At 72.8% G+C, this 12,991-nt stretch carries 15 protein-coding genes; 8 read left to right on the top strand and 7 right to left on the bottom strand.

Features of this window, described 5'->3' with window-relative positions; genetic code table 11:
- Positions 1–274: 274 nt before the first annotated feature.
- Both ACEY2A_RS11510 and ACEY2A_RS11505 read right to left on the bottom strand, forming a co-directional pair.
- Positions 275–970: a snapalysin family zinc-dependent metalloprotease gene (locus ACEY2A_RS11510; protein WP_374928720.1), complete on the bottom strand. Its 696-nt coding sequence runs from the start codon at positions 968–970 to the stop codon at positions 275–277.
- Between the two features lie 181 nt (positions 971–1,151).
- Complete coding sequence (locus tag ACEY2A_RS11505) at positions 1,152–1,844, bottom strand: snapalysin family zinc-dependent metalloprotease (protein ID WP_374928719.1); 693 nt, start codon at positions 1,842–1,844, stop codon at positions 1,152–1,154.
- Positions 1,845–2,035: 191 nt separating this feature from the next.
- Between ACEY2A_RS11505 and ACEY2A_RS11500 the strand changes: the two genes are divergently transcribed.
- Both ACEY2A_RS11500 and ACEY2A_RS11495 read left to right on the top strand, forming a co-directional pair.
- A complete protein-coding gene (locus ACEY2A_RS11500) occupies positions 2,036–2,776 on the top strand; it encodes a 4a-hydroxytetrahydrobiopterin dehydratase (protein WP_374928718.1) in 741 nt (246 codons plus the stop codon).
- 58 nt (positions 2,777–2,834) lie between these two features.
- Positions 2,835–3,284, top strand: coding sequence for a ubiquinol-cytochrome c reductase iron-sulfur subunit (locus ACEY2A_RS11495; RefSeq protein ID WP_374928717.1), 450 nt, complete (start codon positions 2,835–2,837; stop codon positions 3,282–3,284).
- A 2-nt stretch (positions 3,285–3,286) separates the two neighbouring features.
- On the opposite strand, the gene ACEY2A_RS11490 is transcribed toward ACEY2A_RS11495, so the two are convergent.
- Positions 3,287–3,961, bottom strand: coding sequence for a LysE family translocator (locus ACEY2A_RS11490; RefSeq protein WP_374928716.1), 675 nt, complete (start codon positions 3,959–3,961; stop codon positions 3,287–3,289).
- 81 nt (positions 3,962–4,042) lie between these two features.
- On the opposite strand from ACEY2A_RS11490, the gene ACEY2A_RS11485 reads away from it, so the two are divergent.
- The 4 genes from ACEY2A_RS11485 to ACEY2A_RS11470 are packed head-to-tail and all read left to right on the top strand — an operon-like array spanning position 4,043 to position 7,654.
- Complete coding sequence (locus ACEY2A_RS11485) at positions 4,043–5,350, top strand: DUF389 domain-containing protein (protein WP_374928715.1); 1,308 nt, start codon at positions 4,043–4,045, stop codon at positions 5,348–5,350.
- A 4-nt stretch (positions 5,351–5,354) separates the two neighbouring features.
- Entirely contained in the window at positions 5,355–5,741 is a 387-nt protein-coding gene (locus tag ACEY2A_RS11480) for a thiol-disulfide oxidoreductase DCC family protein (RefSeq protein WP_374928714.1), read from the top strand.
- A 19-nt stretch (positions 5,742–5,760) separates the two neighbouring features.
- Complete coding sequence (locus tag ACEY2A_RS11475; RefSeq protein ID WP_374928713.1) at positions 5,761–6,339, top strand: DUF1992 domain-containing protein; 579 nt, start codon at positions 5,761–5,763, stop codon at positions 6,337–6,339.
- A gap of 31 nt (positions 6,340–6,370) precedes the next feature.
- Positions 6,371–7,654, top strand: a complete 1,284-nt coding sequence (locus ACEY2A_RS11470; protein WP_374928712.1) for a pyridoxal phosphate-dependent decarboxylase family protein — start codon at positions 6,371–6,373, stop codon at positions 7,652–7,654.
- Here ACEY2A_RS11470 and ACEY2A_RS11465 read toward each other — a convergent pair.
- The 3 genes from ACEY2A_RS11465 to ACEY2A_RS11455 all read right to left on the bottom strand — a co-directional run bounded on the left by ACEY2A_RS11465 (position 7,635) and on the right by ACEY2A_RS11455 (position 10,528).
- On the bottom strand, positions 7,635–8,375 hold the full coding sequence (locus tag ACEY2A_RS11465) for an aspartate/glutamate racemase family protein (RefSeq protein WP_374928711.1): 741 nt from the start codon (positions 8,373–8,375) through the stop codon (positions 7,635–7,637). The genes ACEY2A_RS11470 and ACEY2A_RS11465 overlap by 20 nt on opposite strands.
- A 3-nt stretch (positions 8,376–8,378) precedes the next feature.
- Complete coding sequence (locus tag ACEY2A_RS11460) at positions 8,379–9,902, bottom strand: Na+/H+ antiporter NhaC family protein (protein WP_374928710.1); 1,524 nt, start codon at positions 9,900–9,902, stop codon at positions 8,379–8,381.
- Between the two features lie 74 nt (positions 9,903–9,976).
- A complete protein-coding gene (locus tag ACEY2A_RS11455) occupies positions 9,977–10,528 on the bottom strand; it encodes a GNAT family N-acetyltransferase (RefSeq protein WP_374928709.1) in 552 nt (183 codons plus the stop codon).
- Between the two features lie 32 nt (positions 10,529–10,560).
- On the opposite strand from ACEY2A_RS11455, the gene ACEY2A_RS11450 reads away from it, so the two are divergent.
- On the top strand, positions 10,561–11,409 hold the full coding sequence (locus ACEY2A_RS11450; RefSeq protein WP_374928708.1) for a DUF1963 domain-containing protein: 849 nt from the start codon (positions 10,561–10,563) through the stop codon (positions 11,407–11,409).
- Between the two features lie 9 nt (positions 11,410–11,418).
- Here ACEY2A_RS11450 and ACEY2A_RS11445 read toward each other — a convergent pair whose 3' ends face one another.
- Positions 11,419–12,729, bottom strand: coding sequence for an MFS transporter (locus tag ACEY2A_RS11445; RefSeq protein WP_374928707.1), 1,311 nt, complete (start codon positions 12,727–12,729; stop codon positions 11,419–11,421).
- 50 nt (positions 12,730–12,779) lie between these two features.
- Here ACEY2A_RS11445 and ACEY2A_RS11440 point away from each other — a divergent pair, with 50 nt between their 5' ends.
- On the top strand, positions 12,780–12,932 hold the full coding sequence (locus ACEY2A_RS11440) for a hypothetical protein (protein ID WP_374928706.1): 153 nt from the start codon (positions 12,780–12,782) through the stop codon (positions 12,930–12,932).
- Positions 12,933–12,991: the final 59 nt, after the last annotated feature.

The raw sequence follows: 12,991 nt of genomic DNA, 5'->3' as shown, positions 1-12,991 counted from the left end.
CGAACACATGCAGCACAACGGCCCCCGGGCAGGTGCGTCGGGGGCGGGGCGACGGGCGGAGGCGGCTCACCCCATCCATTCGTCGCTATGAGGGGGCACCCCATCCAGTCGTCGCTATACGGGGAAAAACTGGCTCCACAGCCCGAACAGCGACGAACAGATCCCCCCAGCCCCCAAGAACGACGAGCAGATGCGCACAGACGCGGGGCGGGGGCGCACGCCTCTGCGTACGCCCCCGCCCCGCATCACTCGCTCAGCGGTGCTGCTCCTGGGATCAGTTCTCCAGGGTGGCCCCCAGGGAGGCGTAGCCGTAGTAGGAGGCCAGGCGGTCGACCGTGGCGGCCTCACGGGCGTTGGGGTAGGTGTTGGTGCAGGACGTGCCCGCGCCACCACCGGACATCAGCTCGCTGCAGGGACCCGAGTAGTTGTCCGGCAGCCCCAGGATGTGGCCGGTCTCGTGGGTGACGATCCGCTGCGGGTCGTACTGGTTGGCCTGGTTGTAGTCCAGGAACACGTAGCCGTTGCCGAACGAGTAGGTCATCGCGTACGAGCCGCGCTGGTCGTAGCCCTCGTGGTACTGGATGTTCGAACGCTGGCCGTACCCGACCTCCGTCAGCTGGATGTTGTACGTGGCGTTGTTCCAGATCTGCGCCGACCGGTCGATCAAGCGGTCGAACTGCGGGGCCCGGTCGTCGTTGTACGTGATGGTCACGACGGCGCGCACGCCGTTCACCGGCGCCTTGCCGGTGGTCTGGGTGCCCGCCTCCAGGCGCGCCTCGCGCAGCATCGAGACCAGGCGGTCGTTCTGCTCCACGGACTGTTCCGTCTGCTTGCTCGGGTCGTAGGTCGAGAGCGTGCCGGTCTGCACGGCGTCCTTGGCCGCGACGTCACCCGTGGGTGCGGCGACAGCGGAGGTGGCGGTGAAGCAGACGGCAGCGGCCGTGGCGGCCAGGGTGTGTGTGAGGCGCATGGCGACACTTCCTTCTGAGGAGTCCTGCCGGCCTGGGTGGCCAACAGACGTAGGAAAGATGTACCGCTGCGCACCTCAAGGGCACACCCGCCCATGCCCAGAGTTTGGTCAGTTCTTGCCCAGCATTCACCCCGGGAGCGGTGGCCGCCCCCGGGGTGAATGCCTCGAAACTGCTTGTGCGTCAGCGGGTGACGGCGTCCTGCGCCCCGGTGTAGCCGTAGTAGGAGGCGTTGGCCTCCACCTGGGCGATCTCCTGGGCGTTCGGGTAGGTGTTCGTGCACGACGGGCCGGGGCCACCACCGGACATCAGCTCGCTGCACGGGCCGGCGTAGTTGTCCGGGAGACCGAGGATGTGGCCGGTCTCGTGGGTGACGATGCGCTGGGCGTCGTACTCGTTGGACTGGGCGTAGTCCAGGAAGACCTCACCGTTGCCGAACGAGTAGGTCATGGCCCACGACCCGCGGGGGTCGTTGCCCTCGGTGTAGGTGATGTTCGCCTGGGCGCCCTGACCCGCATCGGTCAGGTTGATGGAGCTCACGGACGAGTTCCAGATCTGCGCCGAACGGTCGATGAGCGCGTCGAACTGCGGCGCACGGTCGTCGTTGTAGGTGATGGTCACGGCCTGCGTCACCGCCGTCGCGCTCTCCACACCGGAGCTCTGGGTGGCCGCGGCCAGGCGGGCCTGCTGGGCCATCTGCAGGAGGCGCTCGTTCTGCTCAGCGGCCTCGGGACCCTGCTTGCCCGGCTCGAACGCCGAGACACCGGCCGGCGCGTCCTGGGCGGCGGGCACCGGCGCCGGCACCGCGCCAGCTGCTCCGGCGGAGAGGCAGGTGGCGGCAGCGGTGGCGGCCAGCAGGGTGGTGAAGCGCTTCATGGGACTCATCCTTCGTGTCGGGTGTCCGTGCCGTCGGCGGCCCGGAGCTGGACTGCTCCCAGTTCTACGTGCCGCTCGTTCAACATCGCTGCCACGGAAACCAAAGAGTCCGTATAGAATTGGGAACGCTCTCCCCATCGACCCCGGGCCCGCCTCCCCACCCCGGGCCCCAGAATCGCCACAATGGTGCGATGGACAGCGCACAGACCCGCCGCGCCCCCGCCGAGTGGCGGGAGCTCGATGGCCGGCTCCTGACGAGCTTCGCCCCCGCCGACCACCCCACGGGAGCCGCGTTCGTGGCCGGGATCGCCGAGCTGGCCCAGGAGCTGGACCACCACCCCGAGGTCACCCTGGCCCTCGGGCGCGTGACCGTGACCACCCACAGCCACGATGTGGGGGCCGTCACCCGGCGCGACCACCGGCTGGCCCGCCGCATCGACGCCCTGGCCGCGGAGCACGGTGTCGACGGCGACCCGGAGCGCTTCCACAGCGCCACGGTGTGGGCCCCCGCCTCCCCGGACGAGGTCTACGCCCTCGTCAGCGACGTCACCCGCACCGGCCAGTGGAGCCCCACCTGCCGCACCTGCCGCTGGACCGACCCGGCGCAGACCGGCGTGGGCGCCACCTTCGAGGGCGACAACGAGACCCCCACCCGCCAGTGGACCACCACCAGCACCGTGGTGGCCGCCGAGCCCGGCCGCCGCTTCGCGTGGCAGGTGGGCGAGGGCTACGTGGAGTGGGGGTTCTCCCTGGCGCCCGGGGCCGAGGACGGCACCCTCCTCACCCAGACCTGGCACTTCACCCGCGCCGGCCGCCGCTTCTTCGACGACCGATGGGGTGAGCACGCCACCGAACAGGCCGCCGAGCGGGAGCGCCGCGCCCATGCCGACATGCCGGTGACGCTCGCCCGCATCGTCGAGGCCCTGCACTGACCCTGCACCGACCCCACGCACCCGACCTGCACCACCCATCCCGAACGAGGAGGACCCCGTGACCCGCCGCCCCACCGCCTGCCAGACCTGCCCCGGCCACTCCGGCCCCAGCCGCCGCCAGGTGGTGACCGGTGCCACCGCCGTCGCCGCGTTCGGCGCACCGGCCCTGGCGGCCTGCAGCGACGACCCCGGCACCTCCGGCCGGCCCGGGGTGCAACCCGTGACGGTGGCCGCCGCGGACGTGCCCGTCGGCGGCGGTGTGATCGAAGGCGGGTGGGTGGTCACACAGCCCTCCGAGGGCGAGTTCAAGGGGTACAGCGCCGAGTGCACCCACCAGGGCTGTGCGGTGAGCCTGGTCAAGGACGGGCAGATCATCTGCTCCTGCCACGGCAGCTACTTCGCCATCGCCGACGGGGCGCCGACCGCCGGCCCCGCGACCAGCCCGCTGGCGGCAGCCGCCGTGGAGGAGGCCGACGGTCAGCTGACCATCAGCCCGCAGGACAGCTGAGCTCACTCCAGCAGGAGCACCACACCGAGCACGACGAAGGCCGCACCGGCCGCCGCATCGATGAGGTGACCCGCCCGCTCGTACAGGCGCACCAGGGGTGGGCGGCTCGCGGCCCAGGCCAGGGCGAGGAACCACACCAGGGCAATGACCAGCATCATCACCAGGATGCCGCCGCGGGTGCTCCAGGACATGTCCGGCGGCAGCAGACTGGAGAAGAGGGCGCCGAAGAAGACCAGCGCCTTGGGGTTGGCCACGTTGGTGGCCAGACCCAGCCGGAAGGCGGCGCCGGAGGTGAGGGGGGCGGACGCGCGGCTCGGCTCGGGCCCGTCGTGCTGGTCGGCTCGTGGCTCCTCGGCCGCCCCGGACTCACCCAGGGACCGGTTCGCCCGGCGCGCCCTCCACACACTCCACAGGATGAGTGCCCCGTAGCCCACCAGGAAGACCGCGCCGGCCACCCGCATCGCGACCCCCACCACCGGCGCCGCCTGCACGAGCGCGGTCAGCCCCACCAGCGCCAGCACGATCCACACGGTGATGCCGGTGACCACCCCCAACGCGGTGGACGACGCTGCGCGGTGGCCGTGCCGCATGGCGGTGCGCAGGATGGCCACGAAGTCCGGCCCCGGGCTCATGACGCCCAGGGTCCAGACGACCGCCAGCGGCAGGAGAACTCCCATGGCGCAGGAGTCTAGGGAGGCGGACCGGGCGCTCCGCGCGGGCGGGGGCACACCGCATCGGCCATGGGTGATGCTGGGGCCATGCAGCACACCCGCGACAGCCGCGTCGAGCCCCAGTGGAACGCCGGTGCCGCCCTGGCGGTGGTCGAGCTGGCAGCACTCGGGGTCGCCCTGGGTTTGCTCGCCTCGGTGCCCGACCACTGGGGGCCCATGGTGCACCGCATCGGTGCCGGGGTCGGCGCGGTGTGGGCCGTGTGGCTGGCGGTGCGGGCCAGCCGGCGCGACGCGAGCCCGCTGTGGATGGGCGGGCTGGGCCTGGCTGCGGCCGGGTTGGCGGTCACCGCACTGGGCGAGGGTGCCTGGTGGGGCTGGTCGGTGCGGGCCTACGCGGTGGGGCTGGTGCTCCTCATCGCGGCCGAGGTGCGCTGGCGGCAGCACGAGGAGAACATCACCGGCCCCGGCCTGAACGAGCTGCTCTTCGCCAGCCTGGCCACGGTGACGATGCTGTCACCCACCCTGGGGCTGCGGCTGTCCCTGTTCGCCGGACTGGCGCTGGTGGTGCTGCACGTGGGCATCGATGCAGCGCACCGCGCCGGGTTCACCGACGTCTCGGCCGGCGATGCGGATGACGGCCGGTTGGCGCGGTGGTTGCGCTCGAACGCCGCCTCGGGCGTGGACCGCGAGGAGGTGGTGGAGACGCTGTTCTTCGAGGCCGAGCAGGGGCGCGGGCGCACCGTGCAGTTCCTGGTGCAGATGGCGCTGTCCACCGTGATCGCGACGCTGGGGGTGCTCACCGACTCCACGGCCGTGGTGATCGGCGCGATGGTGGTGGCGCCGCTGATGCTGCCGCTGCTGGCGACGGGCCTGAGCCTGGGCATGGGGTGGCCGCGGCGGATGGTGCGCAGTCTGGCCCTGGCGGGGCTCGGCATCGCGCTGGCCGTGGGAGTGTCCTTCGTGCTGGTGCGAGCCCTGGGGCCGGGGCTGGTGCTGGCGGAGAACTCGCAGGTGAGCTCCCGCATCGCGCCCACCGTTCCGGACCTGCTGATCGCGGTGGCCTCAGGGGCGGCCGGGGCGTTCGCGCTCTCACGGCGCAACCTGGGGACGGCGCTGCCGGGGGTGGCCATCGCCATCGCGCTGGTGCCGCCGTTGGCGGTGGTGGCGACCTGTCTGGAGCAGGGCGCGTGGAGCGCGGCGGCCGGGGCGGGGCTGCTGTTCCTCGTGAACATCGTGTGCATGGTGGCGGCGGCCGCACTGACCTTCGTGCTCACCGGGGTGGTGCCGCTGAGCTCGCTGGAGACCAACCAGGAACGGGTGGGCGCCTGGGGTGTGGGCGTGGGCGTGGCGGCCGGGCTCGTGCTGTGCGCGTTGGTGCTGCATGCGGGACGATGAGGCCATGAGCGCTCTGCTGTACGACCCGGACTGTGGTTTCTGCACGCGCGCGGCCGAGCTGCTGATGCGGTGGCCGGTCTCCTGCGAGGTGGCGCCGATGGACCCCGAACGGCTGGCTGCAGCGGGGGTGGATGCCGAGCGGGCCGACCGGGAGATCCCGTTCGTGGACGACGCGGGGGGCGTGCGGTACGGCTCCGCGGCCATCGCTGCGGCGCTGCGAACGGCGGGCCGGTCCACACCGCTGGGTCAGCTGGTGTGGGCGGCCGGCGCGGTGCTGGGCAACCCGCCCGTGGCGTGGGTGGCCCCCCACGTGTACCGGCTGGTGGCCGAGCACCGGCACGAGCTGCCCGGCGGCACCGCGGCGTGCGCCATGCCGCCCCGGGCGGTGTGAGGGCCGGCCGGAGCACATCGTGAGCAGCGTCGACCGGCCACCCGGTGACGAGGAGAAGCGGTCCTCGGAGGAGGGCTCCCGGCCCATGCGGGCGCACCACGTGCCCACGGTGGTGGACAAGGCCATTGAGCAGGCCCAGCGGGAGGGCGCCTTCGACAACCTGCCCGGGGCGGGGAAGCCCTTGGAGCTCGCCTCCTCGGACGACCCCGAGTGGTGGGTCAAGGGGTTCCTGCGGCGGGAGCAGGTGGACTTCTCCGAGGCACTGCCCGGGCCGTTGCAGCTGCGGAGGGAGCGGTCAACCTTCCCGGAGTCCCTGGTGGCGCTGACCGACGAGGCACAGGTCCGCGGGCGCCTGGAGGACTTCAACGCCCGGGTGCTGGCGGACCGCAGGCGCCCCGCAGTGGGCGACGCCTCCCCGCCAGTGGTGGGCCGGGTGGACGTGGAGGAGATGGTGGGTGCCTGGCGGGAGCTGCGGGCTGCGGCCGAGCGGGCGGCCGATTCCGCCCAGGTCGCGGGTGGCGCGGAAGGCCCTGGATCTGCCGAGACCTCCCGGGCCCCCGGCACCCGACGCCGCTGGTGGGCCCCCTGGCGCCGGTGAGCCCAGGCCCCGGTTCTCGTACCGTGGGTGCATGCACCTCCCCACGTCGGGTCTGACCGCCGACCAGGTCCACGCCGCCCTCGACGACGCCGCCCGTGACGACGCCGACTGGCGCGCCGGCCGCACGTGGTCCCTGGTCTACGACTCCCCCGCCTGGCACACAGAGCTGGTGGAGGCCGCCACCCAGCGCTTCGCCCACGAGAACGCCCTCTCGCACAGCACCTTCCCCAGCACCCAGCGCTTCGAGTCGCAGGTGTGTTCCATGGCGGCCTCCGTGGTCTGCCCCGGTGCCGAGACCTACGGCGTGTTCACCAGCGGCGGCACCGAGTCGATCATGGTGGCCGTCAAGGCCTACCGCGACCACACCGGCCGCCGCCACATGGTGCTGCCCACCACCGCCCACCCCGCCTTCGTGAAGGCCGCCGCCTACCTGGACATGCAGGTCACCCAGGTGCCCGTGGAGGCCGACGGCCGCCCCGACCCGCAGCGCCTGCTGGATGCCGTCACCGACGACACGGCCCTCATCGGCCTGTCCGCGCCGTGCTTCCCCTACGGCGTGGTCGACCCCATTGAGGAGGTGGGCGCCCTCGCCCAGGAAAGGGGCGTCGGCATCCACGTGGACGCCGCCATGGGCGGCCTCTTCCTGCCCTTCCTCGATGCGGCGGGCGGCACCCCGGTGCGCTACGGCCCGGACGTTCCCGGAGTCACGTCCACGTCGGTGGACCTCCACAAGTACGGCTACGGCGCCAAGGGCGCCTCGGTGCTGCTGTTCGCCGACAACGACCTGCGCCACGCCGGCTACCACGTGGACACCTCGTGGCCCGGCGGCGCCTACGCCGCCTCAGCGGTGGTGGGCACTCGGTCCGTCGGGCCGGCCGCGGCGGCCTGGACCGCGATGGCGGCCCTGGGCACCGACGGCTACCGGCAGCTGGTGCGCGGCGTCATGGCCACCACCCGCCGCCTGCAGGAGGGCCTGGCCGAGGCGGGGCTGCAGGTCATCGGCGAGCCGCCGATGGGCGTGTTCGCCGTCACCGGTGACCTCTCGGTGCCCGCCGTGGCCCAGCGCCTGGAGGCCCGCCGGTGGTGGATCGACACCCTTGACGCGCCGCCCGCCATCCACTTCGTGGTCTTCCCCCGCCACGCCGCGGTGGCCGAGGAGTTCCTGGCCGACGTCCGCGAGGCCGTGCGGGAGGCCGAGGGTGACACCACCGCATCGGCCGGCGCGTCCTACGGCGTGATGATCCGCGGGGGCGAGCTCACCGACGACGTGCTCCGCGCCCACCTGGACGAGCGCTTCACCGTGCAGCAGCCCTGACCACAGCGCGGGCCAGCTCGTCCGAGGCGTCCACCACCGGCAGCGCGAAGGTCACCCCGGCGCGTTGCGCCTCGGTGACCAGCAACGACAGCTCGGTGCACGCCACCAGCGCGTGGGTGCACCCCGCATCGGCCTGCGCCGCCACGTGCCCGGCGAGCTCCTGCACGAGCCCGGGGAGGGGCTCGGCGGCCTTGACCCGCAGGATCAGCGCGCTGACCGCCTCCTGTCGCGCGTCGTCCGGGACGACCGTCTCGATGCGGTGACTCGCCAGAGCCCCCTGGTACAGCCCCGCCTCCACCAACCCACGCGTGCCGAACAGCGCCACCCGACGCGCCCCGGCCGCGCTGCCGTCCGCCGCGAGCGCGGCGGCGGAGGCGTCCACCATCGAGACGAGCTCCACCCCGAGCCCCGCTGTCGCCTCGGCGGCGAAGGCGTGGGCGGTGTTGCACGCGACGGCGAGCACCTCGGCGCCCATGTGCGCCAGCCCCTGGGCCCCCGCCCGCATCCACGGGACGGGTGAGGTGTCCTGGCCGCGGGCGGCAGCCACGCGGTCGGGCACGGTGGGATCACCCCAGACGACCACCGGGATGTGCTCCTGGTCGGTGGTTGCGGGGGTGGCGGCCACGAGGCGGGCCAGGAAGTCGACGGTCGCCGCCGGGCCCATGCCGCCGATGACGCCCACCGGACGCCACGGGGACGTTCCCGGGGATCCGCGCAGCACGGGTCAGGCCGCCCGGGCGGCGCCGGTGCCGCCGGCGTGGCGCTGCTCGGCCTCGGCCCGCTCGGCGCGGCTCATGCCGGCATACCGGTTCCAGCCGGTGAGCACGGAGACCAGCAGCACCACCAGCAGTGCCCAGGCGTAGGGGTTCAGGAAGGCGGCGCCGATGCCGGGTGCGGGTAGGTCCAGCTCGGCCGCCACACCGGTGACGGTGGCGAACCAGACGATGACAGCGTTGTGCCAGGGCAGCATGTAGAACACCGTGCAGACCGCGCAGTCCAGCAGGTTGGCGCGGCGCTGCGGGCTGAGCCCGTGCGACTCCCCCAACGGCTTGGCGATGGTGGGGCCCACCAACAGGATGGCCGGCGCGTTGGCACCCAGCGGGATGGTGAACAGGATGCTGATGCCCACGATGGCCAGCTCCGCACTGCGCACGCCGCGGGCAGCGGAGCGGCGCAGCTTCTCGAGTACGGACTGCATGAGGCCCGACTCGGCGAAGACCTGGGCCAGCGCCATGATCAGCAGCACGAGGATGACCACCGCGGTCACGCCGCTGATGCCGTCCTCGAGCAGACCGGTGGACTCACCCCGCTCGGAGGGGATGCTGAACAGCGTGGACAGCGGCATCAGTCCCGTGACGGCGCCCAGCACCACCGCGGTGAGGATGCCGGCGGTCAACGACACGATGATGTGGTGCCGCATCAGGGCCAGGCCGATGACCACCGCGAAGGGCAGCAGCATCACCAGGCCGAGGGGATCGGCATCGATGGCCAGGTCCTGGGTGGGAACGCGCTCGCCCCCGCCACCCATGACGACCAGCACCACCAAGGAGACGGCCGCGGCCGTCACGGCCAGTGGCAACCGGGAGCGGACCACCGTGCCCATGCGGGCATCCTGGGTGAAGGCGGAGGTGATGGTGGTGTCGGACACCGGGGCGATGTTGTCGCCGAAGGCGCCGCCGGCAATGATCGCGAGCGCGAGCCAGACCGGTTCCGCGCCCAGGAACAGGCCCGTCGGGTAGAGCACAGGGGCCAGCGCCAGGACGGTGCCCACGGAGGTTCCGGTCCCGGCGGCGAAGAGGCAGCTCAGCAGGAAGGCCAGCCCGACGAACACCCCGCCGGTGACTCCGGCCGTGTCGCCGACCCACAACAGACCCGCCACCAGGCCACCGCTCTTCATCAGGGTGCCGAAGATGCCCGCGAACAGGAAGGCCATGATGATGACGGCGCCGGTGCCGCTGGTGAGTCCGCGGGTGACGGCCTCGGAGTACTGCTGCTTGTCTCGCGCCAGGAGCAGGCCCACCACCAGGGCGAGGAAGCCGCCCACCCAGAACGAGGAGACCGCGGCCCGCTCGGCCACGGAGAGCCACGCGAGCACGATCACCAGCACGGCGGCGGGGATGAGGGCTGCCCAGCGTCCGCCGTACAGCTCGAGGGTGCCCGGGCGGGGCTCGTCGCCGGAGCCGGGGGCGGGAGAGTGATCGACGGCCGGGGAGTCTCCGCCGGGATCGCGGCGCTTGATCATGTCCATGGACCGACGTTACCGGCAGCATGCGGCGATTCCCCGCCGAAAGGTGCCGCCGCGTCAGGCTCCGTCAGGGCACGTCAGGCCCGCGGCGGGTCGAACACCATCCCGATGACGTCCGGCGCCCCCTCCGCCACCCAGTGCGGCCGCTGGCGGGTCACCTCGCGCCACCCCAGGTGGCGGTAGAGCGCCAGGGCCCGGTCGTGGGTGGGCAGGACGTCCAGACAGGGGACGCACCCCGCATCGAGGACGAACCCGGTGGCGTGGCGCAGGAGGGCGACCCCGGCGCCGGTCCCCCGGGCGGCGGTGCCGACGAACAGCACGCCCACCACGCGCAGGTCCTCCGCGGGGCGGTCGCTGGCGCCGCTCCATGCCTTCACGAAGGGCTCGTCCCCCGAGCCGGTCTCCAGCGGTACTCGACGCACGGCCACGTGACCGACCACCTCGTTCCCGGACTCGGCCACCCAGGCGGCTTCCTCCCCATCGCGCTGGAGGAAGGCCAGCGCAGCTGCATCATCGAGCGAGCGATGCGGGTAGTCGGAGGTCCGTTGCTGCTCCACCAGGGTGCGGGCGAGGTGGGGCAGATCGTCGTCGCGGCGGGGGCGGATGGTCAGGTCGCGCGGGGTGCTCACCCCATCAGTCTGCCTGCCGCTAGGTTTCCCGCATGATCATCCACGATGTCGCGGCCCTGGAGGCCGTTCTCGCGCGGCAACTCGACCCCACCCAGGTCCAGCTCGCGCGCACCCTGCTGCGGCCCGGGATCCACCTCGTCGCCGCCGGTCCGGGCGATGCCGTGGTCGGCCAGCTGGGCGGCACCACCTTTCTCCCCGCAGGTGTGCAGCGCCCCGCGTGGGAGGGGCACGGGACGTTGTCGCTGGTGCTCGAGCTGGACCTCGGAGCCATCGCGGCCACCGGGCTCGATGCGGGGCGCCCCCTGCCCCGCTCCGGTCGCCTGCAGGCCTGGTACGTCGATGCTGAGGAGCACGACGACCCGGACGCGGTGGTCGGCTCCTGGGACGACGCCACACGCGACGGGGCACGGCTGCTGCTGGTGCCACCCGCCGCGGAGACCGACGCACCGACGGGCGGTCCGGCGCTGGACGGAGTTGCCCTGACCGCCCGCGCAGCCGTCTGCTGGCCCAGCCCGGAGCAGCCCCAGCTCCTGCAGGCGTTGGGAGTGGACGACCCGATGGGGGTCTGGGACCACCCGCTGTTCGCCGAGCCGTTGATGCAGGAGCTGGAGGACCTGGCGCCGGAGCAGCCCAAGCACCTGGTGGGCGGCTGGCCGGACCTGGTGCAGGGACCGGTGGAGTACGAGGTGAGCCAGTGGGGCCAGCCGGACGACCACTCCCCCAGCGACGCCGAGATGGCGGCGTGGACGCCGTTGCTGCAGGTGGACTCCGACGACTCCGTGGACCTGATGTGGGGCGACTGCGGCGTGCTCTACTGGCTGACGCGCGGCACCGGGGACGACCTGGCGGGCCAGGCCGAGTTCACCTGGCAGTGCAGCTGAGGGTCCCTCTCACGCAGCGGGCGCCGGTTCCGGCCCGTCCTCGGCCACGTGGGCGATGTGGTCCAGCGAGCGCCAGATGAGCAGCAGCGTCAGCCCCGCCCCGGCGAACGCGAACCAGTACGGGGCGGTGATGCCGAAGGCGTCGGCCAGCAGCCCGCCGATGGGCATGCCGATCACCATGCCGCCGGTGAGCCCCACCAGGTTGATGCTGCTGATGCGCCCCATCATGTGGTCGGGGGTGGCGCGCTGGCGGACGGCCGATGAGGTGGCCGACCACACGAACGCGTACAGCCCGAAGCCGAACATGGTGGCGTAGGCGACCGGCGCCCAGGTGGTGAGTGCCAGCACCAGGTGCATGAGCACCTCCAGCGTCAGGCACACCTTCATGATGGCGGCCAGCGACCACCGGGCCGCGATGCGGTCGTAGGCCAGGATCGAGATCACCCCACCGATGGCGGTGGCGGTGGTGAGCAGTCCGAAGCCCACTGGGCCCAGCCCCACCCGTTGCTGCGCCCAGACGACGAGCACACCCCATCCGGCCGCCCAGGTGACGTTGAAGGTGAGGATGGTGATGACCAGGGTGCGCACCGCCGGTGCCCCGGCCAGCCAGCGGAGGCCCTCCACCACATCGCGGTGGATGCTGGCGCGCTCCGTGCCCTCCGGGGCGACCGGCCGCGGCACCACCATGCGGGAGACCAGCCCTGCGGCCAGCACCACGGTGAGCGCGGCCACCCCGAACGGCCAGGCCATGCCCACGGCGAAGAGCGAGGCGCCGATGGCCGGGCCGACCATCTGGTTCATGGTGAGGAAGCCGGACATCAGGCGGGCGTTACCGGTGGTGAGGTCCTTGCGGTCCACCACCGAGGGCAGCAGCGTGGAGGTGGCGGAGTCCGCGAGCACCTCGGCGGTGCCGAGCACCAGCATGACGGCCAGCACCAGCCAGACCGAGACCACGCCGCTGGCCACCATGCCCGCGAGCACCACCAGCACCACCGCGCGCAGCAGGTTGGCGATGATGGTCATGCGGCGGCGGTCCACCCGGTCGGCCAGCGCCCCGGCGCCCAGGCCGAGCACCAGCCAGGGTAGGCGGTTCAGCATCGGCGCGGCGGAGACCAGCAGGGCGCTGTCGGTCTGGCTGGCCACCAGCAGCGGACCGGCGGCCAGGATGATGCCGTCACCCAGGTTGGAGGCGTGGGCCGCGCCCACCAGCCAGCGGAAGCTCACCCCCATCCGGGCCGGGAGGAACCACTCGACCGCCCGGCCGAGGGGGCCGGGACGCACCGCAGGGATGCGGGACTGCGGGGCGCGGTGGAGGGGCACCGGCGCAGACTGCCACAGGCGGGGGCGGGTGGCCGAGTACCGTCATCACCATGACCTCAGACAGCCAGGCACCGGTCACTGAGCAGGAGCTGCGGCACCTCGCGGCACTGCGGGACGTGGAGATCCTCACGGCACTGGGTCCGCAGGACGACCTGGACGACCTCGTGGAGTGGACCGCTCGAAACCTCAGCCTTCAGGACTGAGCGCTGGCGGCATGACGCCACGCATCCGGCGGTCCGGCGAGAAACCGCCGCCGGTACGG

The sequence above is a fragment of the Kytococcus sedentarius genome (genome assembly GCF_041937525.1).
In the GTDB taxonomy this organism is placed as follows: Bacteria; Actinomycetota; Actinomycetes; order Actinomycetales; family Dermatophilaceae; genus Kytococcus; species Kytococcus sedentarius_A.
This window is presented reverse-complemented; position numbering and strand designations above follow the sequence as displayed.